The organism is Streptomyces sp. NPDC018947 (genome assembly GCF_044390505.1).
GTDB lineage: Bacteria > Actinomycetota > Actinomycetes > Streptomycetales > Streptomycetaceae > Streptomyces.
On sequence record NZ_JBIRZD010000001.1, the window covers coordinates 45,642 to 69,847 of the forward strand.

26 protein-coding genes are annotated in these 24,206 nt (G+C 73.1%); 13 read left to right on the forward strand and 13 right to left on the reverse strand.

All coding sequences use genetic code 11. The features are described from left to right. Positions 1-37 precede the first annotated feature (37 nt). Positions 38-1,306: a tyrosine--tRNA ligase gene (gene tyrS, locus ACH499_RS00180; protein ID WP_399013796.1), complete on the forward strand. Its 1,269-nt coding sequence runs from the start codon at positions 38-40 to the stop codon at positions 1,304-1,306. 59 nt (positions 1,307-1,365) lie between these two features. Here tyrS and ACH499_RS00185 read toward each other — a convergent pair whose 3' ends face one another. Beyond that, positions 1,366-1,647: a GlsB/YeaQ/YmgE family stress response membrane protein gene (locus ACH499_RS00185; RefSeq protein ID WP_356203887.1), complete on the reverse strand. Its 282-nt coding sequence runs from the start codon at positions 1,645-1,647 to the stop codon at positions 1,366-1,368. Between the two features lie 260 nt (positions 1,648-1,907). Here ACH499_RS00185 and ACH499_RS00190 point away from each other — a divergent pair, with 260 nt between their 5' ends. Next, a complete protein-coding gene (locus tag ACH499_RS00190; protein ID WP_356203885.1) occupies positions 1,908-2,306 on the forward strand; it encodes a DUF3099 domain-containing protein in 399 nt (132 codons plus the stop codon). Positions 2,307-2,539: 233 nt separating this feature from the next. Further along, positions 2,540-2,761 carry a hypothetical protein gene (locus ACH499_RS00195; protein WP_399012919.1) on the forward strand — a complete coding sequence of 74 codons (222 nt, stop codon included), beginning with the start codon at positions 2,540-2,542 and terminating at the stop codon, positions 2,759-2,761. Positions 2,762-2,796: 35 nt separating this feature from the next. Here ACH499_RS00195 and moaA read toward each other — a convergent pair whose 3' ends face one another. The 3 genes from moaA to ACH499_RS00210 form a co-directional block, all read right to left on the reverse strand. After that, positions 2,797-3,786, reverse strand: a complete 990-nt coding sequence (gene moaA / locus ACH499_RS00200; RefSeq protein WP_356203883.1) for a GTP 3',8-cyclase MoaA — start codon at positions 3,784-3,786, stop codon at positions 2,797-2,799. Between the two features lie 154 nt (positions 3,787-3,940). Further along, the gene (locus ACH499_RS00205) at positions 3,941-5,575 is read right to left on the reverse strand and encodes a cation acetate symporter (RefSeq protein ID WP_356203880.1); all 1,635 of its coding nucleotides are present in this window, start codon (positions 5,573-5,575) and stop codon (positions 3,941-3,943) included. Beyond that, positions 5,572-5,928 (reverse strand): DUF485 domain-containing protein, encoded by a 357-nt coding sequence (locus tag ACH499_RS00210; RefSeq protein ID WP_356203878.1) that lies wholly within the window; start codon positions 5,926-5,928, stop codon positions 5,572-5,574. Before ACH499_RS00210 ends, ACH499_RS00205 begins: the two co-directional genes overlap by 4 nt. Positions 5,929-6,194: 266 nt before the next feature. Here ACH499_RS00210 and ACH499_RS00215 point away from each other — a divergent pair, with 266 nt between their 5' ends. The 8 genes from ACH499_RS00215 (at position 6,195) to ACH499_RS00250 (ending at position 15,469) form a co-directional block, all read left to right on the forward strand. Further along, positions 6,195-7,733, forward strand: coding sequence for a S8 family serine peptidase (locus ACH499_RS00215; RefSeq protein WP_399012921.1), 1,539 nt, complete (start codon positions 6,195-6,197; stop codon positions 7,731-7,733). 52 nt (positions 7,734-7,785) lie between these two features. After that, a complete protein-coding gene (locus ACH499_RS00220; RefSeq protein ID WP_399012922.1) occupies positions 7,786-9,303 on the forward strand; it encodes a S8 family peptidase in 1,518 nt (505 codons plus the stop codon). 149 nt (positions 9,304-9,452) lie between these two features. Then, positions 9,453-10,460 (forward strand): CopD family protein, encoded by a 1,008-nt coding sequence (locus ACH499_RS00225; RefSeq protein WP_399012923.1) that lies wholly within the window; start codon positions 9,453-9,455, stop codon positions 10,458-10,460. Positions 10,461-10,703: 243 nt separating this feature from the next. After that, positions 10,704-11,690, forward strand: a complete 987-nt coding sequence (locus tag ACH499_RS00230; RefSeq protein ID WP_392835529.1) for a DEDDh family exonuclease — start codon at positions 10,704-10,706, stop codon at positions 11,688-11,690. A gap of 91 nt (positions 11,691-11,781) precedes the next feature. Next, complete coding sequence (locus tag ACH499_RS00235) at positions 11,782-12,015, forward strand: hypothetical protein (RefSeq protein WP_356203870.1); 234 nt, start codon at positions 11,782-11,784, stop codon at positions 12,013-12,015. A 60-nt stretch (positions 12,016-12,075) separates the two neighbouring features. Beyond that, positions 12,076-12,867, forward strand: coding sequence for an SURF1 family protein (locus ACH499_RS00240; RefSeq protein ID WP_356203869.1), 792 nt, complete (start codon positions 12,076-12,078; stop codon positions 12,865-12,867). Positions 12,868-12,923: 56 nt separating this feature from the next. Further along, positions 12,924-14,708 carry a glycoside hydrolase family 15 protein gene (locus ACH499_RS00245; RefSeq protein ID WP_356203868.1) on the forward strand — a complete coding sequence of 595 codons (1,785 nt, stop codon included), beginning with the start codon at positions 12,924-12,926 and terminating at the stop codon, positions 14,706-14,708. Between the two features lie 5 nt (positions 14,709-14,713). Beyond that, positions 14,714-15,469, forward strand: a complete 756-nt coding sequence (locus ACH499_RS00250; protein WP_356203866.1) for an SDR family oxidoreductase — start codon at positions 14,714-14,716, stop codon at positions 15,467-15,469. 161 nt (positions 15,470-15,630) lie between these two features. On the opposite strand, the gene amaP is transcribed toward ACH499_RS00250, so the two are convergent. From amaP to ACH499_RS00275, 5 genes are read right to left on the reverse strand one after another with little or no spacing between them, the layout of a single operon-like run. Further along, positions 15,631-16,218 carry an alkaline shock response membrane anchor protein AmaP gene (amaP, locus tag ACH499_RS00255; protein ID WP_356203864.1) on the reverse strand — a complete coding sequence of 196 codons (588 nt, stop codon included), beginning with the start codon at positions 16,216-16,218 and terminating at the stop codon, positions 15,631-15,633. After that, positions 16,215-16,862, reverse strand: a complete 648-nt coding sequence (locus tag ACH499_RS00260) for a DUF6286 domain-containing protein (RefSeq protein ID WP_356203862.1) — start codon at positions 16,860-16,862, stop codon at positions 16,215-16,217. Before ACH499_RS00260 ends, amaP begins: the two co-directional genes overlap by 4 nt. Then, complete coding sequence (locus tag ACH499_RS00265) at positions 16,859-17,242, reverse strand: Asp23/Gls24 family envelope stress response protein (protein WP_399012925.1); 384 nt, start codon at positions 17,240-17,242, stop codon at positions 16,859-16,861. The genes ACH499_RS00260 and ACH499_RS00265 overlap by 4 nt, the downstream gene beginning before the upstream one ends. Further along, complete coding sequence (locus tag ACH499_RS00270) at positions 17,239-17,424, reverse strand: hypothetical protein (protein WP_356203858.1); 186 nt, start codon at positions 17,422-17,424, stop codon at positions 17,239-17,241. Before ACH499_RS00270 ends, ACH499_RS00265 begins: the two co-directional genes overlap by 4 nt. A 28-nt stretch (positions 17,425-17,452) precedes the next feature. Beyond that, positions 17,453-17,914, reverse strand: coding sequence for an Asp23/Gls24 family envelope stress response protein (locus tag ACH499_RS00275; protein ID WP_356203856.1), 462 nt, complete (start codon positions 17,912-17,914; stop codon positions 17,453-17,455). 86 nt (positions 17,915-18,000) lie between these two features. Here ACH499_RS00275 and ACH499_RS00280 point away from each other — a divergent pair, with 86 nt between their 5' ends. Then, positions 18,001-18,744, forward strand: a complete 744-nt coding sequence (locus ACH499_RS00280) for a nucleopolyhedrovirus P10 family protein (protein WP_399012927.1) — start codon at positions 18,001-18,003, stop codon at positions 18,742-18,744. Positions 18,745-18,754: 10 nt separating this feature from the next. On the opposite strand, the gene ACH499_RS00285 is transcribed toward ACH499_RS00280, so the two are convergent. The 3 genes from ACH499_RS00285 to ACH499_RS00295 all read right to left on the reverse strand — a co-directional run bounded on the left by ACH499_RS00285 (position 18,755) and on the right by ACH499_RS00295 (position 21,869). Beyond that, entirely contained in the window at positions 18,755-19,558 is an 804-nt protein-coding gene (locus ACH499_RS00285; RefSeq protein ID WP_356203852.1) for an enoyl-CoA hydratase/isomerase family protein, read from the reverse strand. 154 nt (positions 19,559-19,712) lie between these two features. Beyond that, positions 19,713-19,934: a helix-turn-helix domain-containing protein gene (locus ACH499_RS00290; protein ID WP_018567695.1), complete on the reverse strand. Its 222-nt coding sequence runs from the start codon at positions 19,932-19,934 to the stop codon at positions 19,713-19,715. A 336-nt stretch (positions 19,935-20,270) separates the two neighbouring features. After that, a complete protein-coding gene (locus ACH499_RS00295) occupies positions 20,271-21,869 on the reverse strand; it encodes an ABC-F family ATP-binding cassette domain-containing protein (RefSeq protein ID WP_356203850.1) in 1,599 nt (532 codons plus the stop codon). A gap of 286 nt (positions 21,870-22,155) precedes the next feature. Between ACH499_RS00295 and ACH499_RS00300 the strand changes: the two genes are divergently transcribed. Beyond that, a complete protein-coding gene (locus ACH499_RS00300; protein WP_356203933.1) occupies positions 22,156-22,560 on the forward strand; it encodes a VOC family protein in 405 nt (134 codons plus the stop codon). Between the two features lie 88 nt (positions 22,561-22,648). On the opposite strand, the gene ACH499_RS00305 is transcribed toward ACH499_RS00300, so the two are convergent. Further along, positions 22,649-24,073, reverse strand: coding sequence for a hypothetical protein (locus ACH499_RS00305; protein WP_399012929.1), 1,425 nt, complete (start codon positions 24,071-24,073; stop codon positions 22,649-22,651). Positions 24,074-24,206: the final 133 nt, after the last annotated feature.

Consider the following 24,206-nt stretch of genomic DNA (forward strand, 5'->3'; position numbering starts at 1 on the left):
GCCTGAAGATCATGAACATGTGGGAGACACGAGAACCGTGACGGACATCGTCGACGAGCTGCAGTGGCGCGGGCTGTTCGCCCAGTCCACCGACGAGGACGCCTTGCGCAAGGCGCTCGCGGACGGTCCCGTCACGTTCTATTGCGGTTTCGACCCGACCGCGCCGTCCCTGCACGTCGGGCACCTGGTGCAGGTGCTCACCGTGCGCCGGCTCCAGCAGGCCGGGCACCGGCCGCTGGCACTGGTCGGCGGCGCCACGGGCCAGATCGGCGACCCGAGGCCGACCGCGGAGCGCACGCTGAACTCGCCGGAGACCGTCGCGGGCTGGGTGGAGCGGCTGCGCGGCCAGATCGAGCCGTTCCTGTCCTTCGAGGGCGAGAACGCGGCCGTGATGGTCAACAACCTCGACTGGACGGCGAACCTGTCCGCGATCGAGTTCCTGCGGGACATCGGCAAGCACTTCCGCGTCAACAAGATGCTGACCAAGGACTCCGTCGCCCGGCGCCTGGAGTCCTCCGAGGGCATCAGCTACACGGAGTTCAGCTACCAGCTCCTCCAGGCGATGGACTTCCTCCAGCTCTACCGGCGCTACGGCTGCACGATGCAGCAGGGCGGCAGCGACCAGTGGGGCAACCTGACGGCGGGCCTCGACCTGCTGCACCGGCTGGAGCCGGACGCGACCGTCCACGCCTACGCGACGCCGCTGATGACCAAGGCGGACGGCACCAAGTTCGGCAAGACCGAGGGCGGCGCCGTCTGGCTCGACCCGGAGATGACGACGCCGTACGCGTTCTACCAGTTCTGGCTGAACGTGGACGACCGGGACATCTCGCGCTACATGCGCATCCTGTCCTTCAGGTCCCGTGCGGAGCTGGAGGAGCTGGAGCGGCAGACCGAGGAGCGTCCTCAGGCCCGCGCGGCTCAGCGCGCGCTCGCCGAGGAGCTGACGACGCTGGTGCACGGCGCCGGCCAGACGGCCGCCGTGATCGCCGCGTCCAAGGCCCTCTTCGGCCAGGGCGACCTGGCCGAGCTGGACGAGAGGACGCTGGCCGCGGCCCTGTCCGAGGTGCCCCACGTCCGGGTGGCCGAGCTGGGCCCGGTGGTGGACCTGTTCGCCGAGGTCGGCCTGGTGGCCAGCAAGTCCGCCGCGCGCCGCACGGTCAAGGAGGGCGGCGCCTACGTGAACAACGCCAAGGTCGCCGGCGAGGACGCGGTCCCCGCCCGGGAGGACCTGCTGCACGGGCGCTGGCTGGTGCTGCGCCGCGGCAAGAAGAACCTGGCCGCGGTGGAGGTCACGGGCGCCTGAGCGCACGCACGAGGGGCGGTTCCCGGTGTCCGGGGGCCGCCCCTTCGCCGTACCGGCCCTCAGGCGCGTTCGCGCCGCCTGTTGCCGCGCACCGCCATGTAGGCCGCGTCGCCGACGGCGACGATGATGATCGCCGCGACGAGCTGGAACAGGTGCCGCCACCAGTCGATGCCGCTGGTCGCCTCGACGCCGGCCGCGCGGGCGACCGCGTTGCCGGCGATGGCGCCGAGCATGCCGAAGATGGTGGTCAGCCACAGGGGGCTGTGCTGCTTGCCCGGAATGATCGCCTTGGCGATCAGACCGAGCACGAATCCGACGATGATCGCCCACAACCAGCCCATGGCTGCCTCCCTCGTACGGCTCCGCGTGAGCACTGCCGCCAGTCTTCGGCCGTACCGCGAACGGCGCATCCGGGGTACGGCCGAACGGGGCCGCCGTCTGCGCGCCGAAGTGCGCGCCGGACGCCCGGACCAGGGGCGACCCGGTCTCGTGGCGGGCGTGGACGCGGCGTAACGTGGAGACGTCCGGGACCGTCGTCCCCGAGCGGCCGCGGACGGGAACGGGGCGGGGAGAGACCGATGCGGGCGGTTGGTGGAACGTGATGCGGAAGCTGGGCGCTGGACACGGGACCGAGGTGTTCCGGATCACCGGAGCGCGTGCGGGGCTCCAGGAGGACGTGCGCGGGCGGCAGCGACGCTATGTCATCTCGATGTCGATCCGCACGGTTTCGGTCATCCTCGCCGCCTGCCTGTGGAACGTGGAGCGGCACGTGGCGATCGTGGCGCTGGTGCTCGGGGCGGTGCTGCCCTACATCGCGGTCGTGATCGCGAACGCGGGACGGGAGAACGCGCCGTCGCTGCCGTCGACCTTCGTGACGGTGCCGCCTCCCCCGATGATCACTGCTCCGCGCGCCGAGGACGACGCGGCGGAACCCGTTGCGGAAGGCGTCGCGCCGGATCCCGCGCAGGGTGCGGCGGGTGAGCCGCGCGGCAGGTCGTGACCGCGGAGCCGTGCCGGACACGGCGGCGGGACGGGCCCGGGCGGGTGTCGATTCCACGCCAAGGCTCAAGAAAAGCTCAGATCGATCGTGTAGTTCCGTTGCCGGGCGACGGGTGACCCGTGACATACTTCGTACGCGCTCCGCATCCCCCGTCGGAGCGACGGACCGACGCCGGGCAGCTCCCCCCGTGGCTGCTCGGCGTCGCCTTTTTCCGTGAGTTGTGAGACGAACCCGTGAGTGACGAACCGACCCCGATCTGCTCCGCCAAGGGCTGCCGCGACGCCGCCGTGTGGGTGCTGGCGTGGAACAACCCGAAGGTGCACACGCCGGAGCGCCGCAAGACCTGGCTCGCCTGCGAGGAGCACCGGGAGCACCTGTCCCAGTTCCTCGGGGTGCGCGGGTTCCTGAAGGACGTCGTCAGGTTCGAGGACTGGCGGGCGGCCGGGAACACCTGAGGCCCGGCCCCGCCGGACGACGTCGCGCGCCGGCGTCAGCCGCCGATCGCGGACATCGGCCGGTCGGGCTGGACGAACGACGGGTCGTCCAGACCCGCGCCCGCCTTCTTGCCCCACATGGCCTGCCTCCAGATGCGGGCGATCTCCTCGTCCGGGGCGCCGGAGCGCAGGGCGGCGCGCAGGTCGGTCTCCTCGGTGGCGAACAGGCAGGTGCGCACCTGGCCGTCGGCGGTCAGGCGGGTGCGGTCGCAGGCCGAGCAGAACGGGCGGGTGACGGAGGCGATGACGCCGACGCGGTGCGGTCCGCCGTCCACGAGCCAGCGCTCGGCGGGGGCGGAGCCGCGCTCCTTCGAGCCCTCGGCGGTCAGCTCGAAGCGGGTGCGCAGCGCGGCCAGGATGTCACCGGCGGTGACCATGCCCTCGCGCTTCCAGCCGTGCTGGGCGTCCAGCGGCATCTGCTCGATGAACCGCAGCTCGTAGTCGTGCTCGACGGCCCAGGCCAGCAGGTCGGGGGCCTCGTCGTCGTTGAGGCCGGGCATCAGGACCGAGTTCACCTTCACCGGGGTCAGGTCCGCCTCGCGGGCGGCCGCGAGGCCCTCCAGGACGTCCTTGTGGCGGTCCCTGCGGGTGAGGGTCTTGAAGACGTCCGGGCGCAGCGTGTCCAGGGAGACGTTGACCCGGTCCAGGCCCGCGGCCTTCAGGGCCGTCGCGGTGCGCTTGAGGCCGATACCGTTGGTGGTGAGGGACATCTGGGGGCGCGGTTCCAGCGCGGCGACGCGCTCGACGATGCCCACCAGGCCGGGGCGCAGCAGCGGCTCGCCGCCGGTGAAGCGGACCTCCTCGATGCCGAGGGAGGTGACCGCGATGCCGATGAGGCGGACGATCTCGTCGTCGGTGAGCAGGTCCGGCTTGGCCAGCCACTGCAGCCCCTCCTCGGGCATGCAGTACGTGCAACGCAGGTTGCAGCGGTCGGTCAGCGAGACCCTCAGGTCGGTGGCCACTCGGCCGTAGGTGTCGATGAGCACGTGGGCCCCCTCCCTCGACGCGGATCGGCGGCTTCTTTCCTCCGACACCTGCGAGCCTACGTGACATGGCCGACGACGACAGCGGCCCGATCCCTACGACGTACGGCGCGGCCCCGTCGTAGGGATCTACGACGGGGCCGGGTCCGGGACGGGGTCAGTGGGCGCCCGTGCCGGTCAGGGACCTGACCTCCAGCTCCGCGTACTTGCCCTTGTCGGGCTCCTCCTTGGACAGGACCGTGCCGAGCCAGCCCATGAGGAAGCCGAACGGGATGGAGATGAGGCCCGGGTTCTTGAGCGGGAACCAGGCGAAGTCGACGTCCGGGAACATCGCCTTCGGGTCGCCCGAGACGACGGGCGAGAACAGCACCAGGCCGACGGCGACGATCAGACCGCCGTAGATGGACCAGAGGGCGCCCTGGGTGGTGAACCGCTTCCAGAACAGGCTGTAGAGGATCGTCGGCAGGTTGGCGGAGGCGGCGACCGCGAAGGCGAGGGCGACCAGGCCGGCCACGTTCAGGTCGCGGGCGAGGGCGCCGAGGGCGATGGAGACGACGCCGATGAAGACGGTCGCCCAGCGGGCGGCCCGCATCTCCTCCTTCTCGGTGGCCTGGCCCTTGCGGATGACGTTGGCGTAGATGTCGTGCGCGAAGGACGAGGACGAGGCGAGGGTGAGGCCGGCGACCACGGCGAGGATGGTGGCGAAGGCGACCGCCGAGATCGTGGCGAGCAGGATCGCGCCCCAGGCCGAGTCGACGCCGCCGACGTGCAGGGCGAGCAGGGGTGCCGCCGTGTTGCCGGACGGGTTGGACGCGATGATCTCGTCCTGGCCGATGAGCGCGGCGGCGCCGAAGCCGAGCGCGATGGTCATCAGGTAGAAGGCGCCGATGATGCCGATCGCCCAGTTCACGGACTTACGGGCGGCCTTGGCGTTGGGCACGGTGTAGAAGCGGATCAGGATGTGCGGCAGGCCCGCGGTGCCGAGGACCAGGGCGATGCCGAGGGAGATGAAGTCCAGCTTGGAGGTGCCGGTCGCGCCGTACTGGAGGCCGGGCTCCAGGAAGGCGGCGCCCTTGCCGCTGTTCTCGGCGGCCTTGCCGAGCAGGTCGGAGATGTTGAAGTCGAACTTCAGCAGCACCAGGAAGGTGATCAGGAGGGTGCCGCCGATCAGCAGCACGGCCTTGACCATCTGGACCCAGGTGGTGCCCTTCATGCCGCCGATGGTGACGTACACGATCATCAGGACGCCGACGAGGGCGACGATGAGGACCTTGCCGGCGTCGGAGGTGATGCCGAGCAGCAGTGAGACGAGGACGCCGGCGCCGGCCATCTGGGCCAGCAGGTAGAAGATCGACACGACGATCGTGGACGTGCCGGCGGCGGTGCGCACGGGGCGCTGGCGCATCCGGTAGGCGAGGACGTCGCCCATCGTGTAGCGGCCGGAGTTGCGCAGCGGCTCGGCGACCAGCAGCAGGGCCACCAGCCAGGCGACCAGGAAGCCGATGGAGTACAGGAAGCCGTCGTAGCCGAAGAGGGCGATGGCGCCGGCGATGCCGAGGAAGGACGCGGCCGACATGTAGTCGCCGGAGACGGCGAGTCCGTTCTGGAAGGCGCTGAACTGGCGGCCGCCCGCGTAGAAGTCGGCGGCGTCCTTGGTCTGCCGGCCCGCCCAGACGGTGATGAAGAGGGTGGCGACGACGAACACGGAGAACAGCGTGATGATCAGCGGCCGGTGCTCGCCCGCCTCGTTGGCGGCCAGCTCGGCGGCGAGAACGGTCTGTGCGGGGCTCATGCGCCGCCCTCCATCCGGGACTTGATGGCCTCGGCCTTGGGGTCGAGCTTCGCGGCGGCGTGCCGCGAGTACCACCAGGCGATGAGGAACGTGGTGACGAACTGGGCGATGCCGAGGACGAACGCGACGTTGATGTTGCCGAACAGCTTGGTGCCCATGAAGCCGCCCGCGTAGTTCGACAGCAGCACGTACAGCAGGTACCAGGCGACGAAGGCGATCGTCAGGGGGAAGGCGAAGGAGCGGAAGGAGCGGCGCAGTTCGGCGAACTCCGCGCTCTGCTGCACCTCGGAGAACTCCTCGGTGGAGGGGAGTCGGTGTTCCTCTTTCGAGGGGGGCGGTGCGTCGGTGGCCACGGAGTCTCCTCGTACGACGGACAGGACGGCTGGGAACCTCGGGGTTCTCGCGGGGCCCGATGCTGCTCGGGCTCCCTGTCCAACGACACGGGGCCCCATCGGGCCCGGTTCAACTCGCGGGGCACTTTCCCAAGTCACTTGTGGCAAATCATTGCTGGCCAGCGGCTCCGGGAGATAGCTTCGCCCTGCACCACTGCGTCATGTACCTGCCCGGACACCATCTGTGTCTCCGGGCCGGTCCCTTTTCCGGATGATGTGGAGACCCCATGAGTCATCTGCGTTCCAGACGGCGGCTCGCTCTCGCCGTCCCGGTCGTGCTCTCGCTGACCGCGTCGCTCGGCTTCCTGCCGGCGGCCGCGTCGGCCGCCCCGCGGACGGAGGCCGCCGTACGGGCCGACGGGGCGTCCGACGCCTCCGCCCTGGCGTACGTCGTCAACACGCGGACGGACGACCGCACGATCGCCTCGGTGAAGCGGGCCGCAGCCAAGGCAGGCGGCAGCGTGGTCGCCGCGTACGACAGGATCGGCGTGCTCGTCGTCCACTCGGCGAACCCCGCGTTCGGCGAGGAGATGCGCAAGGTGCCCGGGGTGCAGTCGGCGGGCGCGACCCGCACCGCGCCCCTGAAGGCCGCCGGCACGACGGACGAGGGCGCGGCGGAGATGCTCTCCGCCGAGCAGGCCGCCCGGATCGCGAAGGCGTCCGAGGCCGCCGGCGCCGGCGAGCCGCTCGAGGCGGACCAGTGGGACCTGCGCGCGATAGGCGCCGACCGGGCCGCGGAGATCAACCCGGGCAGTCCGCGGGTCACCGTCGCCGTGATCGACACCGGCGTCGACGACACCCACCCCGACCTCGCCCCGAACTTCTCCCGCTCCCAGTCCGCCAACTGCGTGGGCGGCAAGGCGGACACCAGCGAGGGCGCCTGGCGCCCCTACACCGCCGACGACTACCACGGCACCCATGTCGCCGGTGAGATAGCCGCCGCCCGCAACGGCATCGGCGTCGCCGGTGTCGCCCCGGGCGTGAAGGTCTCCGGCATCAAGGTGAGCGACCCCGACGACGGCCTGTTCTACCCCGAGAACGTGGTCTGCGCCTTCGTGTTCGCCGCCGACCACGGCGTGGAGATCACGAACAACAGCTACTACGTGGACCCCTGGCTCTACAACTGCATGGACGACCCCGACCAGCGCGCCATCGTCGACGCGGTCGGTCGCGCCCAGCGGTACGCCCAGAAGAAGGGCACCCTCAGCCTCGCCTCGGCGGGCAACTCCAACCACGACCTGGACTCCGACGCCATCGTCGACGACTCCAGCCCCGACGACTCCACGCCGGTGACGCGGACGATCGACCCGCACGTCTGCCTCGACGTGCCCACCCAGCTTCCGGGCGTCGTCACGGTGAGCGCGACGGGCGTGAAGTCCGAGAAGTCGTACTACTCCTCGTACGGCAACGGCGTCGTGGACGTCGCCGCGCCGGGCGGTGACCGGCGCTACCAGATCCCGGACACCCCGTCGAAGGACGGCCGGATCCTGTCGACGATGCCCAACAACGGGTACGGCTTCCTCCAGGGCACCTCGATGGCCTCCCCGCACGCCGCGGGCGTCGCCGCGCTGCTGAAGTCGAGGTACCCGGGCGCCACTCCGGACCAGTTGCAGGAGCTGCTGAAGGCACAGGCGGACAACCCGGGCTGCCCGGCCTCCTACGACCAGGACGGCGACGGCACCCAGGACGCCACCTGCGAGGGCGGCGAGCGCGTCAACGGCTTCTACGGTTTCGGCATCGTCAACGCGCTGCGCGCGGTCGAGTGACCTGCCCCCAGGCTCTTCCGTCCCCTTCCGTCACGAACTGGAGACCTCGTACATGACTGCGTCCCACTCCCGTCGCCGCCGTGCCGTCGCGATCCCGGCCGGCATGGCCCTGGCCACCGCCCTTGCCTTCCTGCCCAACATCCAGGCCACCGCCGCCGAGGCCGCCCCGGCCGCCGGCGCCGAGGCGACCTCGCTCAGCTACGTCGTCAACCTCCACCCCGGGCAGGGGCTGTCGGGGCACGTCAAGCGGGAGATCTCCAAGGCCGGCGGCACGATCGTGACGTCGTACGACCGGATCGGCGTGGTGGTCGTCCACTCCTCGAACCCGGACTTCGCGCAGACCGTGCGCCAGGTGCGCGGCGTGGCCTCGGCCGGTGCCACCCGCACCGCGCCGCTGCCGTCGGCCGCGACGACCGACGTGGGCACGCCGAAGGTGCTCAGCGCCCAGGAGGCCGCGTCCGCCGAGGCCGTCGCCGGCAAGGACCCGCTGGAGTCCCTCCAGTGGGACCTGCCCGCCATCAAGGCCGACCGGGCGCACGAGAAGTCGCTCGGCAGCAGCAAGGTGACCGTCGCGGTGATCGACACCGGCGTCGACGACACCCACCCGGACATCGCGCCGAACTTCGACCGGCAGGCGTCCGTCAACTGCGTCTCCGGCATGCCGGACACGAGCGACGGCGCCTGGCGGCCGAGCGCGGCGGAGAGCCCGCACGGCACGCACGTGGCCGGTGAGATCGCGGCCGCCAAGAACGGCATCGGCATGACGGGTGTCGCGCCCGGCGTGAAGGTGTCCGGCATCAAGGTGTCCAACCCGGACGGCTTCTTCTACACGGAGGCCGTGGTCTGCGGCTTCATGTGGGCGGCCGAGCACGGCGTCGACGTGACCAACAACAGCTACTACACCGACCCGTGGTACTTCAACTGCAAGAACGACCCGGACCAGAAGGCCCTCGTCGAGGCCGTCTCGCGGGCCTCGCGGTACGCGGAGAAGAAGGGCGCGGTCAACGTCGCCGCGGCCGGCAACGAGAACTACGACCTCGCGTCCGACGAGATACTCGACCCGTCCTCCCCCAACGACACCACGCCCGGTGACCGGGTGATCGACCCGTCCGAGTGCCTGGACATCCCGACCCAGCTCCCGGGTGTCGTCACGGTCGCGGCGACCGGTGCGAAGGGCCTGAAGTCGTCCTTCTCCAACTACGGCCGGGGCATCATCGACATCGCCGCGCCCGGCGGCGACTCGACGAAGTACCAGACCCCGGCGCCGCCCGCCACCAGCGGCCTGATCCTGGGCACGCTGCCCGGCGGCAAGTGGGGCTACATGGCCGGTACGTCGATGGCCTCGCCGCACGTCGCGGGCGTCGCCGCCCTGATCAAGTCGACGCACCCGCACGCCTCCGCGGCGCAGGTCAAGGCGCTGCTGTACGCCCAGGCCGACGCCACGGCGTGCACCGAGCCGTACGACATCGACGGCGACGGCAAGGTCGACGCGGTCTGCGAGGGCCCGAAGAACCGCAACGGCTTCTACGGCCACGGCATGGCCGACGCGCTGGACGCCGTGACCCGCTGACCGGCACGCACGCGTGACGGGGCCCGGCAGCCGCGGACCGGCTGCCGGGCCCGCCCTTTCGCGCAGGTCCCTCGCCGCCCCGCCGCGTCGCCCCACGGGCTCTTCTCGTGAACTTGCCCGTTTCCGGGGGGACTGGTGAAGATCCCGAGGTGACCTCGATACGACCTTCGCCCCGGGCCACCGACACCGGACGGCACGCGCGGCCCTCCGGAACCGGCCGGACCGCGGCCGTCCTCGTGCTGGTGGCGCTGGCCGCGCTGATACCCGTGTTCGGCCCGGCCCCCGCCCTGCGCGGCACCGGGGAGGCGGAGGCCCCCGGCACCGGAGGCATCGCCCTGCTGCGCACGGTGCTGTTCGCGGCGCTGAGCGTCCCGCTGGGCGAACTGTTCGTCAACCGGCTCGCCCGTTCCCTGCCGGGCGCGCCCCCGGGCCGGCCCCGGAGCTGGGCCCCGTACGCCGACGCCGCCGCGTTCGCCGCCGCGCTGGGGCTCGCCTCGGTCGTGGCCACCGGCAATCTGGTGCCGTCGAGCGTGGCCGAGATCGACGTGGGCGGCATGTACGCGTCGCGCGACGGCAAGCTCGCGCTCCTGGAGGTCAACGCGTTCCTCGTGGCCGGACTGTGCGCCGTCTCGGGCCGGCCCGGCACCCAGGTCTGGCCGCTGGCCGCCGTCGTCGTCGCGGAGGCCCTGCGCGCCCACCCCACCACGGAGCACAGCCCGCTGATCGGCTCGGGCCTGACCCTCGTCCACCTGACCTGCTCGTCGCTGTGGGCCGGCGGCCTGCTGTACGCGCTGCGCACCTTGCGCCTGTGGCGCGGCACCGGGGCCGGGCCCGCCCTGCTGGGTCTCTACGCGCGCGTGGCGGCCGTACTGCTCGCCGTCATCACGGCGACGGGCGTGTGCAGTTCACTGCGCCGGATGCCGGCGGACACGATCCTGGACCAGGTGACGGACACGGCGTACGGGAGGGTGCTGCTCGCCAAGGTGGTCCTGGTCGCGGCCGTCGCCGCCCTCGCCCTGTGGGCCCGGGTCCGGCTGGGCCGCGCGGCCGACCCGCTGACCGCCTGCACGCCCGCGCGCGCGGAGGTCGCCCTGCTGGGCCTGGCGGTCGCGGTGTCGGGGCTGCTGACGGCGCTTCCGGTGCCGATCCGCTGGTGAACCCGTCCCCGCCGCGAGGGCTCGGCGGGGCGGAGGTCGCCCGGGTCGCGTGGGGTGCGTCACACGAGGAGGACGCGGTCCGGTGTGCGGGAGGCTCCTCACCCGTGCTCCGCTGCCCTGTCGGCGTCGGTCGCCGCCGCAACGCCACGCCCGCCGACCGGTCTTGACGCGGCAACGGTCCGCGGGCGTGGCGGGGCACCTGCCGGGGGTGGCTGTCGGTCGCGGCCCGTATCCTCATGGACCATGCTCGAAGACCGCACGACCGCAGCGTCGTCCGCCACCGCGTGGCCGGCCGCGTATCCGCAGGGGTACGCGGTCGTCGACGTGGAGACCACCGGCCTGGCCCGCGACGACCGCATCATCTCCGCGGCCGTCTACCGGCTGGACGCGCGCGGGGAGGTCGAGGACCACTGGTACACGCTGGTCAATCCCGAGCGGGACCCAGGCCCGGTGTGGATACACGGGCTGACGAGCGACGTCCTCGCCGCGGCGCCCCTGTTCCGGGACGTCGCCGCGGAGTTCGCCGCCCGGCTGGAGGGCCGGGTGCTGGTCGCGCACAACGCCGTCTTCGACTGGCAGATGATCGCCCGGGAGTACGCGCGGGCCGAGAGCGCGGCCCCGGTGCGCCAACGGCTGTGCACCATCGCGCTCTCCAAGGAGCTGGGGCTGCCGCTGCCCAATCACAAGCTGGAGTCGCTGGCCGCGCACTTCGGCGTCGTACAGCAGCGTGCGCACCACGCGCTGGACGACGCGCGGGTGCTGGCGGAGGCGTTCCGGCCGAGCCTCAGGGCCGCGGCGGCCGGCGGACTGCGGCTGCCGCTGCACGAGTGCCGACCGCTGACGGAGTGGTCGGACCGGCCCGCGCCGCGGATCGGTCAGCAGGCGGGCTACGGCGGCTCCCGGCAGAGCAGTTGGCGCCCCTCCCGCAAAAGGCCCGCATGCCCCTATCCCAACCCGGGCCGGTACGAAGCGGGCAAAAGACTCAAGCAGGGCATGCGGGTCGCCTTCTCGGGTGACACCTCGATCGAGCGGGACCTGCTGGAGGACCGCGCGACCGAGGCGGGGCTGCACGTCGCCACCAGCCTGTCCCGGCTGACCAGCCTGCTGGTCACCAACGACCCGGACTCCGGCACCTCGAAGGTGGTCAAGGCCCGGCAGTACGGCACGCCCGTGGTGGACGAGGCGGCCTTCGGGCAACTGCTGCGGGACGTGGAGCCGGCGGACGGCTGAGCGGCGCGCGAGCCGTACGGACGGGTGATTGCCGGGCGACTCGCCCGGCGCCCGCTCGCCCGTGCCGTGGCGACGGCCCACCCTGTGGCGCATGGCGACATGCGAAGTCTGCGGCAACAACTACGGAATGACCTTCGAGGTCCACGCCCAGGGGGCGGTGCACGTCTTCGACTGCTTCTCCTGCGCGATCCACCGGATGGCCCCCATCTGCGAGCACTGCCGGGTGCAGATCATCGGCCAGGGCGTCGACGTCGACGGCCACTGGTACTGCGGCGCCCACTGCGCCCGCGCGGAGGGGAGGGCGGGGATCGTCGACAAGGTCTGAGCGGGGCCCGAGCCCCCACCCCCCGCATCGCACCCCACGACCGAGTTGTACCGTCGTGGGGTGTACCGCTTCCTGTTGTCCCGCCAGTGGGTGATCCTCACCCTGGTCGCCGTGCTGCTCATCCCCACGATGATCCGGCTGGGCTTCTGGCAGATGCACCGCTACGACGAGCGCACCGCGCGGAACGACCTGGTCGCCGAGGCGCTCGGCGCGAAGCCGGTGCCCGTGGAGTCGCTGACCGCCCCCGGCAAGAAGATCACCCCGCGTGAGCGGTACCGCACCGTGACCGCCAAGGGCCGCTTCGACACGGAGAACGAGGTCGTCGTCCGCCGCCGCACCAACTCCGACGACAAGATCGGCTACCACGTACTGACCCCGTTCGTCCTCGACGACGGCAAGGTGCTGCTGGTCAACCGGGGCTGGATCCCCGCGGACGGCCCCAGCCAGACCGACTACCCCGAGGTCCCCGCGCCTCCCCGCGGCGAGATCACCGTCACCGGCCGGATGATGCCCGACGAGACAACCGCCGCGAGCGGCATCAAGGACCTCGAGGGCCTGCCGGACCGGCAGATCATGCTCATCGACAGCGAGCGGGAGGCCGCGCGCCTCGGCGCCCGGGTACTCGGCGGCTACGCCGTACTGACCTCCCCCGAACCCGAGAACAACACCCCCGAGCTGATCGGCAGGCCCGGCAACGAGGACGCCGCGCTGAACTTCGCGTACGCCGTCCAGTGGTGGCTGTTCGCCGCCGCCGTCCCGGTCGGCTGGTGGTTCCTGGTCCGCCGTGAGAAGCGCGAACGGGAGACCGCCGAGGACGTCGGGACGGCCCCGGCGGAACCCGCGCCGGTGTAGAACAGGCGGCGGCGCGGCCCCGATTGCCCCGTCACGGGCAGGGAAGACGGAAGTCCGTGCACCCCCGCATCGAGGACTACGCGCTCATCGGCGACCAGCAGACCGCGGCCCTGGTCTCCACGGACGGCTCCGTGGACTGGCTGTGCCTGCCACGCTTCGACTCCGCCGCCTGCTTCGCCAAGCTGCTCGGCGACGAGGACAACGGCCACTGGCGCATCGCCCCCGTGGGCGCCGAACGCTGCACCCGCCGCGCCTACCGCCGCGACACCCTCGTCCTGGACACCGAGTGGGAGACCGGGGACGGCGCCGTCCGGGTCACCGACTTCATGCCCCAGCGCGACCGCGCCCCCGACCTGGTGCGCGTCGTGGAGGGCCTGCGCGGCGAGGTCACCGTGCACAGCGCGCTGCGGCTGCGCTTCGACTACGGCTCGATCGTGCCGTGGGTGCGCCGGTCCGACGGTCACCGGGTGGCCGTCGCGGGACCGGACTCCGCGTGGCTGCGCAGCGAGCCGGAGGTGCGGAGCTGGGGCGAGGACTTCGGCACGCACGCGCAGTTCACGGTCGCCGAGGGCGAGAAGGTCGCGTTCGTCCTCACCTGGCACCCCTCGCACGAGCCGCGCCCGCCGCTGATCGACCCGTACGAGGCGCTGGAGCACAGCGTCGAGGACTGGAGGGCCTGGGCCGCCCACTGCCGTTACGACGGCCCGCACCGGGACGCCGTGGTCCGGTCCCTGATCACGCTGAAGGCGCTCACCTACCGGCCCACGGGCGGCATCGTGGCCGCCGCCACCACCTCGCTGCCCGAGGAGCCGGGCGGCGTCCGCAACTGGGACTACCGCTTCTGCTGGCTGCGCGACTCCACGCTCACCCTGGGCGCCCTGCTGTCCGCCGGGTATCTGCAGGAGGCCGAGGCCTGGCGCGACTGGCTGCTGCGCGCGGTCGCGGGCGACCCGGCCGACCTGCAGATCATGTACGGCCTGGCGGGCGAGCGGCGGCTCGGGGAGTTCGAGCTGCCGTGGCTGTCCGGCTTCGCCGGCGCGAGCCCCGTACGGGTCGGGAACGACGCCGTGAATCAGCTTCAGCTCGACGTGTACGGCGAGGTGATGGACTCCCTGTCGCTGGCCCGGCTGGCCGGCATGCGCCCGCAGCCGCAGATGTGGGAGCTGCAGTGCGCGCTGATGGACTTCCTCGCCGGCGCGTGGCGGCAGCCGGACGAGGGCCTGTGGGAGGTGCGCGGCGGGCGCCGGCAGTTCGTGCACTCGAAGGTGATGACCTGGGTTGCCGCCGACCGCGCGGTGCGCACGGTGGAGGAGCACCCGGAGCTGGGCGGGGACGTGGACACCTGGCGCGCGCTGCGCGAGGAGGTGCACCGCGAGGTCTGCGAGAAGGGCTACGACCCGGTGCGCAACACCTTCACCCAGTCCTACGGTTCGGCGGAACTGGACGCGTCGCTGCTGCTCATCCCCCGGGTGGGTTTCCTGCCCGCGGACGATCCGCGCGTCGTCGGCACGGTCGACGCCGTCGGCGAGGAACTGACCCGCGACGGCCTGGTACGCCGCTACAGCACCGAGGGCACGCCGGTGGACGGGCTGCCGGGCGGCGAGGGCACGTTCCTGGTCTGCTCGTTCTGGTACGCCGACGCGCTCCACGCGACCGGGCGGACACGCCGGGCCCGGGAGCTGTTCGAGCGGCTGACGGGGCTCGCGAACGACGTCGGGCTGCTGGCCGAGGAGTACGACCCGGTGGCCGGCCGTCAGCTCGGGAACTTCCCGCAGGCGTTCAGCCACATCGGTCTGGTGAACACCGCCCTCGCCCTGTACGGCGGCGTGGGGGCAGGATAGGGACCATGGATCTTGGACTGAAGGACCGGGTGTACGTCGTCACCGGAGCCACCCGCGGGCTGGGCAACGCCGCCGCGCGCGAGCTGGTCGCCGACGGGGCGAAGCTCGTCGTCACCGGGCGGGACGCGCAGAGCGCCGCGGACGCCGCGTCCGCGCTGGGCCCGGACGTGGTGGGCGTGGCCGCCGACAACGCCGACCCCGAGGCCGCCGGCCGGCTGGTGGCGACCGCGCGTGAGCGGTTCGGGCGCTTCGACGGCGTGCTGATCAGCGTGGGCGGGCCGCCGCCCGGGTTCGTCGCCGACAACACCGACGAGCAGTGGCGGGGCGCCTTCGAGTCGGTGTTCCTGGGCGCGGTGCGGCTGGCCCGCACGGCCGCCGCCGAGCTGGACGCCGGGGGCGTCGTCGGCTTCGTGCTGTCGGGTTCGGTGTACGAGCCGATCCCGGGCCTGACCATCTCCAACGGCCTGCGGCCGGGCCTGGCGGGCTTCGCCAAGTCCCTCGCCGACGAGCTGGGCCCGCGCGGCATCCGCGTCGTCGGCCTGCTGCCGGGCCGCATCGACACCGACCGGGTGCGGGAGCTGGACGGCCTGTCCGCCGACCCGGAGGCGACCAGGGCGGCGGCCGAGTCCCGCATCCCGCTGCGCCGCTACGGCACCCCGGAGGAGTTCGGCCGTGCGGCGGCCTTCCTGCTCTCCCCGGCCGCGTCCTACGTCACGGGCGTGATGCTCCCGGTGGACGGCGGAGTACGCCACGGTTTCTGACCCCGAGGAGCGGTCCGGTGGCGCGGGGGGCAGCCGGGGCGCGAGTGCACCGGCCGCCTACGAGGCCGGGCCCCGGCCCGGCTGCCCCCCGCCGACGGCCGACGCGGGGCCCGGCCGAGAGGCGGAGCGAGCCAAGGAAGCCGGGCCGGGTACCGCCCCGGTCAGCTCACCCGTTCCGCGTGGTGCTTGACGGCGCGGAGCTGGACCTCCGCGGGGAGGGCGGGGAGGGCCGCCGAGTGGCGGGCGTGGGTGAGGGCGCGGGTGGTGAGGTCGTCCAGGGCCGTGCCGGGGTCCACGTGCGGGGCGAGCAGCAGGCGGACACGGGCCCGCGGGGCGTCGCGCCGGCCGGTGAGGCGCACCCTGGCCCGCTCGACCCCGTCCACCCGGTCCGCCTCCTGGGCGAGGACGTGCTCCAGGGCCCGGCCGCGCAGCACCGCGCCCTCGCCGTCGCCCGTGTCGACGAGCACCTCGGAGAGCCGGCGGCGGCGCAGTACCGCCACCAGCCACCACAGGGCGAGCAGCAGCAGGACGGCGAGCGCGGCGATGACGGCCGGCCACCACCAGCCGGCGTCCCGCCAGCGGGTCCGCTCGGCGTCGCTGAGCAGGACGTCGTGCGGCCCCTGGTGCACCCACCAGGACGGCGGCGACACGCCGAACCCCACCGCGAGCACCACGCCGCCCACGGCGAGCAGGATCAGGCCCACGAGGCCGAGCAGCACACGGTCGACGGTCCTGAGCACAACGCTCACCCCTTCCGTCCGGGCCGCGCCACGCTGACCGACACGGAGGGCGGCCGGGCCAGCCCGAGCCCGCGCACCGTGTCGTCGAGCACGCCGTCCAGATCGGCTCGTACGTCGTCCAGTTCCCGGAAGTGCGAGAGCGCGCGCACCCGGACCTTCCGGCGGCGCACCCTCACGCGCGCCGACTGCACTCCGGCGATCTCCACGGCCCGGTCGCGCAGCACCGCCGAGGCGGCGTCCCGGTGCAGTCCCGCGCGGACGTCCGGGCGGCGCCGCATCGGCAGCACCTTGCGCAGGCCGGGCGTGAGCGCCAGCACGAGCAGCCACAGCCCGAGGGCGGCGGCCACGCCGGCGCCGACCCGCACCCAGATGTCGTCCAGGGGCCGTTCGGCGAGCTGCCGGGCCAGTTCCCGGCGCCAGCCGAGGGCGGACCGGCCGGCGCGGACGGCGACGACGTCGTAGAGGAAGGCGCCCGCCGCGATCAGGAGGAGCAGGGCGACGATGCCGGCGGGGACACGGCGCGCCGACCAGAAGCGGCCGCGCGGCCCGTGCCCGTCCTCGGCCCGGTCCGGCGGCGGGGACCCGGCGCCGGAGGTCTTCTCCATGACGGGCAGGCGCTCCGTGGCGCCCTCGGGGCGCTGGGGCTCGCTCATCGCGTCCTTCCCTGTTTCGCGCCGTACTCGGCGGCCAGGTGCAGCCGCTCCACCTGTACGGCGACTTCCGGCACCGCCATGCCCGCGAGCCCCCGTACCCGCTGGAAGACCTGGTGGCGCACCTGCCCGCAGCGGGCCCCGATGTCGCAGGGGTAGTCGAGTTCGACATGGACACGCACACGGGCGATGTCGTGGTGGACGACGACGCTGGCGTGCGGGCGCTCGGCGGCGGGATGGAGCACGCCGACCGCCTCGCGCGCCGCCTGGGCGGCGATCTTGGCGACGACCCGGTCGGCGATCCGCGTGGCCCCGCGTTCGCGCGCGGGGACCACGCCCAGTGCCTCACGGACGTCACCGGCCCCCTCGCTCACGCCGGTCACCGCCGCCTGTCGTCACGGGCACGGAACAGGTCGCCGAGGTCCATGTCCCCCTCCAGGAACCGGCCGACGACGAACCCGACGGCCCCCAGGGCCGCCACCAGCACGAAGGCCCCGAACCCGCCGAAGTACCCGGCGAAGCCCAGCGCCATCCCGGCGATCATGCCGACCACCGCCATGTTCATGGTGCGCTCCCCTCAGTCCACGTCGCCGTCACCTGATCCGCGGCTCTTCCGGCTCCTCGTCCTCCTCGTCGGGCAGCTTCACGTCGCTGACCGCGATGTTGACCTCGACGACCTCCAGTCCGGTCATCCGCTCCACCGCCGCCACCACGTTCTCCCGCACGTCACGGGCCACGTCGCTGATCGACACGCCGTACTCGACGACGATCTCCAGATCGAGCGCGGTCTGCTTCTCGCCGACCTCCGCCTTCACGCCGCGGGTCACCGACCTGGAGCCGCCGGGCACCCGTTCGCGCATGGCGCCGAAGGTGCGGGCCATTCCGCTGCCCATGGCGTGCACACCCGCGACGTCGCGTGCCGCCATTCCGGTGATCTTCTCCACCACGCCGTCGGCGATGGTGGTCCGGCCGCGGGTTCCGGGGTCGCCGCCTCCGCGCCGTACCGCCTGCGCCCTCCCGGTCTCCGGCGTGTCCTTCTCCGTCAAGTCGCTCATGGCCGCACGTCCCTTCGGTCGTCGTTCTCCCACCACCGTAAGCACGGTTGCGCGTATGCGCGCCGGGGATGCGGCAGGCTGAAGGAATGACGACGGCTGATCGGTGGACGCGGACGGTACGGGAGCAGCTCGGACTGGGCAGGCTGCTGCCGCTGGGCGGTCCGCGGGACGGGGCGTGGGTGGCCGAACGCGCGGTGCGCGAGGTGCTGCTGGCCGCGGGCCGGGAGGTGCCGGGGGTGCGCCCGGGACGGCTGCGCATCGGACCCGCGGGTCCGGAGGAGGCCCGGGAACCGGTGGTGCCGGCGCCGCCGAGCGCGCTGCCGCCGGGTCCGCTGAGGGTGACGGCCGACTTCGCGGCGTCGGCGGCGGAGCCCCTGCCGGCCGCGGCGGACCGACTGCGCGCCGCGCTGGCCGATGCGGCGACGCGCCGGATCGGGCTGACGGTGACGGAGGTCGACCTGCGGGCGACGGACCTGCTGGAGGCGGAGGCCGAGCCGCCCGGGCCCGGCTCACCGGAGCCGGAGGCCGGGCACGCGGGCCGTCCCGCGGCCCGGGGCGGCCCCGAGGACACGGACGAGGGCCGTGCCGCGGCCGCCGCGCTGGCGGTTCCCGGCGTGAGCGGCCTGACGGACGTCCTGGGCCGCCCGGTGCACATCACGCGGCCCGACCCCGGGCAGCGGGCGACCCTGCCCCGCCGCCATGTCCGGGTGGAGCTGTCGGTCCACGCGGACAGCGTCGCCGCCGAGGTGGCCCGCCGGGTCCGCGCGGCGGTGACGGAGTCCCTGCCGGACCACCCCACGGTGGCGGTGCTGGTGACGGCGATCGGCTGAGCGGGGGCGGTTACTCCCCCAGCCCGGCCAGGTCGCGCAGGCGGCGGCCCTGGGCGGCTCGTTCCGCGGCGCGCTGGGCCTCGTAGTCGCGGTCGCGGGCGCCCTGGAGCAGCGCCTTGGTCTCGATGACGGCGTCGCGCGGGGCGGCCAGGACCGCGGACGCCAGGTCGTGGACGGCGCCGTCGAGCTGGTCCGCGGGCACGGCGAGGTTCGCCAGGCCGGTGTTCACGGCTTCCTCGGCCATGACGAAGCGCCCGGTCGCGCAGATCTCCAGCGCGCGGGCGTATCCGACGAGGCCCACCAGCGGGTGGGTGCCCGTCAGGTCGGGCACGAGGCCGAGGCTGGTCTCGCGCATGGCGAACTGCACGTCGTCCGCGACGACCCGCAGGTCGCAGGCGAGGGCCAGTTGGAAGCCGGCCCCGATGGCGTGGCCCTGGACGGCGGCGATCGACAGGATGTCGCTGCGCCGCCACCAGGTGAACGCCTCCTGGTACTCGGCGATGGTCGCGTCCAGTTCGGCGTCGCCGCCCCGGGCGAGGTCGATGAACGACGGTTCGCCGTCGAAGCCCTCGGGCGTGAACGCCTGCCGGTCGAGCCCCGCCGAGAACGACTTGCCCTCGGCGCGCAGCACGACGATCCTGACGGAGCCCGGCAGCAGCCGGCCGGCCTCGGTGAGCGCGCGCCACAGAGCGGGGCTCTGCGCGTTGCGCTTGGCCGGGTTGGTCAGCGTCACCGTGGCGATCGCGTCGTCGACGGTGAGCCGCACGCCGTCCTTGTCGAGTGCGGGACCGGGGTCGTGGGCGGGCGAAGCCATGGGGCGCCTCCGAGGGGTGCGGTCGTCGTCCCTGCCGTGCGCCGGCTGTCTCGCCGTACCACGACAGAGCTAAGTGACTGCACAGTAACCACCCGGCCGGCCGGACGACCGACCGGGTGGCCACCATCGGAGTCGAGGGGCCACCCGGGGTGGGTCAGGCCGAGGCGGCCTTCTTGCCCCGGGTCGCCCCGCCACGCCCTCGGAGCGTGACGCCCGACTCGCTGAGCATGCGGTGCACGAAGCCATACGAGCGGCCGGTCTCCTCGGCCAACGCCCGAATGCTCGCACCGGCGTCGTACTTCTTCTTCAGGTCTGCCGCGAGCTTGTCGCGCGCGGCGCCGGTCACCCGGCTGCCCTTCTTCAGAGTCTCGGCCACCCGTGCCTCCTCATGGGAAGTGCGCTCTGGTCTCCTCATGATCACCCCTCATGGGCCTCATGGCCACCCATTCGGCAAGGTCGATGAGTCAAGGTTGTGACGACAGGAGCGAGTCCCCACATACGGAATACGTAATTCCTGAAGAGTGAAGCCCTTACCGCCGAACGGGTTCCCTGGCGAAGTTCCAGGTCAGAAAGGCGACGCGGCCGGGGCCTCCACAATGGAGGCCCCGGCCGCGAAATCGTTGTAGGACACACCTCATGATGAGGAGATCTCACACAGATGGCGGATCACTCGTCGGCCGAATGATCCATACCCAGTGGATCACCCATTCGGTCAAGCGAGGGCGACGAGGTCCGCGTAGTCGGCGCCCCACAGGTCCTCGACGCCGTCCGGGAGCAGGATGATCCGCTCCGGCTGGAGCGCCTCGACCGCGCCCTCGTCGTGGGTGACGAGGACGACCGCGCCCTTGTAGGTGCGCAGCGCGCCGAGGATCTCCTCGCGGCTGGCCGGGTCGAGGTTGTTGGTCGGCTCGTCGAGCAGCAGCACGTTGGCCGAGGACACCACGAGGGTGGCCAGGGCGAGACGCGTCTTCTCCCCGCCGGAGAGGACCCCGGCCGGCTTGTCGACGTCGTCGCCGGAGAACAGGAACGAGCCGAGCACCTTGCGGACCTCCACGAGGTCCATGTCGGGCGCGGCGGAGCGCATGTTCTCCAGGACGGTGCGGTCGGGGTCGAGGGTCTCGTGCTCCTGGGCGTAGTACCCGAGCTTGAGGCCGTGGCCCTCGATGACCTCGCCGGTGTCGGGCTGCTCCACGCCGCCGAGCAGGCGCAGCAGGGTGGTCTTGCCGGCGCCGTTGAGGCCGAGGATCACGACGCGGGAGCCCTTGTCGATGGCCAGGTCGACGTCGGTGAAGATCTCCAGGGACCCGTACGACTTGGACAGGCCCTCGGCGGTCAGCGGGGTCCTGCCGCAGGGCGCGGGCTCGGGGAAGCGGAGCTTGGCGACCTTGTCGGACTGGCGGACGGCCTCCAGGCCGGACAGCAGTTTGTCGGCGCGGCGGGCCATGTTCTGCGCGGCGACCGTCTTGGTGGCCTTGGCGCGCATCTTGTCGGCCTGCGCGTTGAGGGCCGCGGCCTTCTTCTCGGCGTTGGCGCGCTCGCGCTTGCGGCGCTTCTCGTCGGCCTCGCGCTGCTGCTGGTAGAGCTTCCAGCCCATGTTGTAGACGTCGATCTGGGCGCGGTTGGCGTCCAGGTAGAACACCTTGTTGACGACCGTCTCGACCAGGTCGACGTCGTGGGAGATGACGATGAAGCCGCCGCGGTAGGTCTTCAGGTAGTCCCGCAGCCAGACGATGGAGTCGGCGTCGAGGTGGTTGGTCGGCTCGTCGAGCAGCAGCGTGTCCGCGTCGGAGAACAGGATGCGGGCCAGCTCGATGCGGCGGCGCTGACCGCCGGAGAGCGTGTGCAGGGGCTGGCCCAGCACGCGGTCGGGGAGGTTGAGCGCGGCGGCGATGGTGGCGGCCTCGGCCTCGGCGGCGTACCCGCCCTTGGTGAGGAACTCCGTCTCCTGGCGCTCGTACTGCTTGAGGGCCTTCTCGCGGGTGGCGCCCTGGCCGTTGGCGATGCGCTGCTCGTTCTCGCGCATCTTGCGGATCAGCACGTCCAGGCCGCGCGCCGAGAGGATGCGGTCGCGGGCGAGCACGTCGAGGTCGCCGGTACGCGGGTCCTGCGGGAGGTAGCCGACCTCGCCGGAGCGGGTGACGGTGCCGGCGGCGGGGATGCCGTCGCCGGCGAGGACCTTGGTGAGGGTCGTCTTCCCGGCGCCGTTGCGGCCGACCAGGCCGATGCGGTCGCCCTTGGCGACGCGGAAGGTGGCGCTTTCGATGAGCACGCGGGCACCGGCGCGCAGCTCGATGCCGGAGGCGGAGATCACGGACAGACTCCAGGGCGGGTGATGGGGCGGGACGGGCGGCTGAGGACGTTTCCCGCCGTCTAATGCGCGAGGAGAATGGCCATGGGGCCAGTCTAACGGGGCCGCGCAACCGGTTTTCCCGGGCCGCGCTCCCCGCGTCCGCCTGTTCGGGGCTCCCTTGTTCGGCGGCGCACCTCCCGTGCGGTGCCGGCGGGCGGTGCCAGACTGGGCGCCCGGGCGGATTCCGGGATATTCCGGCATCCGGCCACCGGCACCGGCTCACGAGGGAGTGATCGGCATGGCAGGCATGGACGGCGCTCGTCCCAGCGTCTACCCGACGCTGCTGTACGCGGACGCCAAGGCGGCGGTGCGCCAGCTCACGCAGGCCTTCGGCTTCAGGGAACTGGCCGTGTACGAGGGCGAGGACGGCACGGTCGCCCACGCCGAGCTGGCCCAGGGCAACGGCGCGGTCATGCTCGGCTCGAAGGGCATGGGCAGCCCGTTCGACGAGGCGATGAGGCACGCCGGCGCGACCGGGGTGTACGTCGTGGTGGACGACGTCGACGCCCACCACCGGCGGGCCGCGGAGCACGGCGCGGAGATCCTGATGCCCCCGACGGACCAGGACTACGGGGCGAGGAACTACATGGCCCGGGACCTGGAGGGCAACGTCTGGAGCTTCGGGACGTACGCGCCGGAGATCCGGGGCTGAGCGGCCCCGTCGGCCCGGGGACCGCGGCCGTGGCCCTTCCGGCGCCGGGACCGCGGCCCCGGCGCCCGTGCGGCGGGCGGCGCCCCGGTCAGTCGCCGCCGGTGTGCACCTGGAAGGCGGCCCGGCGCACGGCCTTGGCGAGGGCCGGGTCGGGGTGGGCGGCGGCCAGGGCGACCAGCACCTGCACCGTGCGCGGGTGCCCGACGGCGCGGACCTCGTCGAGGAGGGCCGGCACGGTCGGCTGCACCGCGGACTCCAGATGCCTGACCAGCAGCGGGGCCTCCCCGTGGTCGGCGACGGCGGCGGCGGTGTCGACCCACAGCCACGTGGCCTCCTGGCGGGTGAGGACGTGGTGGGCGTCCTCGGGGTCGGCGCCGTCGTGCTCGGCCAGCCACAGCAGGGCGTACGGGCGCAGCGTGGGCTCGTCGAGGACCGCGCGGACGTCGGGCTCGGCGGGGGCGCCGACGACGCGCAGCGCCTCGAAGGCGAGGCCGCGCAGCAGGGCGTCCTCGCCGCGGGCGGCGGCGAGCAGCTCGGTGACCGCGCTGCCGACGGGCCGGGCCGCGAGCCAGGCGCGGTACTCGGCGCGGGCCGCGTTGGGGCGGAGCCGGGCGCAGCCGCGGAGCATGTCCTCGGCGGACTGCTCGATGTTGCCGGCGGGGCTCTGCGCGGCCACGCAGATCTGCTCCAGCTTGACCCAGACCGCCCAGCTTCCCAGCGGGGTCAGCGTGGCCTGGCCGTCGCCGCAGGTGAGGGCGCCGACGGAGGCCAGGGCGTGCAGGGCCCAGTCGAGGAGCGGGGCCAGCGGGGCGTCGGCGCCGGCCGGGGCCTGCTGGGGCTGCGGGGCGTCCGGCGTCCCCGGTTCGAGCCGGGGGCCGTAGGGGACCTCGCAGCGCTCGGTGCGCAGTTCGGTGACGCGCTGCTCCAGCAGGTCCAGGAGCTGCGCCACGGGGACGGGCCCGGCGGAGAGCTGGAGGAAGGAGAGCACCTGGGGCATCGCGGAGACCAGCTCGGCGACGGCGGCGGGCTCGTGGCCGTCGGGCTCGGGGTGGGCGAGCGACCAGGCGTCGAAGAGGGCGACCCAGCCGCGCAGCACGGCGCTGTCGTCGCGGTCCCAGGCGCGCAGCCGCCAGCCGGGGCGGGCGGTGCCGCGGTGCACCTCGACCAGCCCGGCGAGGCGGGCGGTGTCCCAGTCGGCGCGGACCTGTGCCGGGGTGAGCCCGAGGGCGCGGGCCGCCTGTTCGGCGGTCGCGTCGGAGAGGGTGGCCTTGCCGTCGGCGGTCGCGCCGCCGCGGCCGGGGCCGAGGGCGGCGTCGGCCCAGCGGGCGACACGGGCCGCGTCGGCCAGGCCGGAGCGCGCCATTCGGGCCAGTTCCGACCGGGCCGGTGTGCCCTCCGGGGGGCGCGGTGCGGCGCGGCGCGGGCGCCGCTGGGTCATCGCTCTGGGGGCGGCGGCCAGGGGTCGCGGGCGGACGAGTCGAAGCCTGGAGTCGCGCGGGATACGGGACGTCACGAGTGCAGTCTTCCGGTTGACGGTCGGAAAACCCAAACGGAACGCCACGGGCCGCGGCGGGGACGGCCGGCCGGCGGCCCGAGCGGGTGGCCGGGGCACGTGAACCGGCCAGTGGTACGGCGCTGAACGGAAC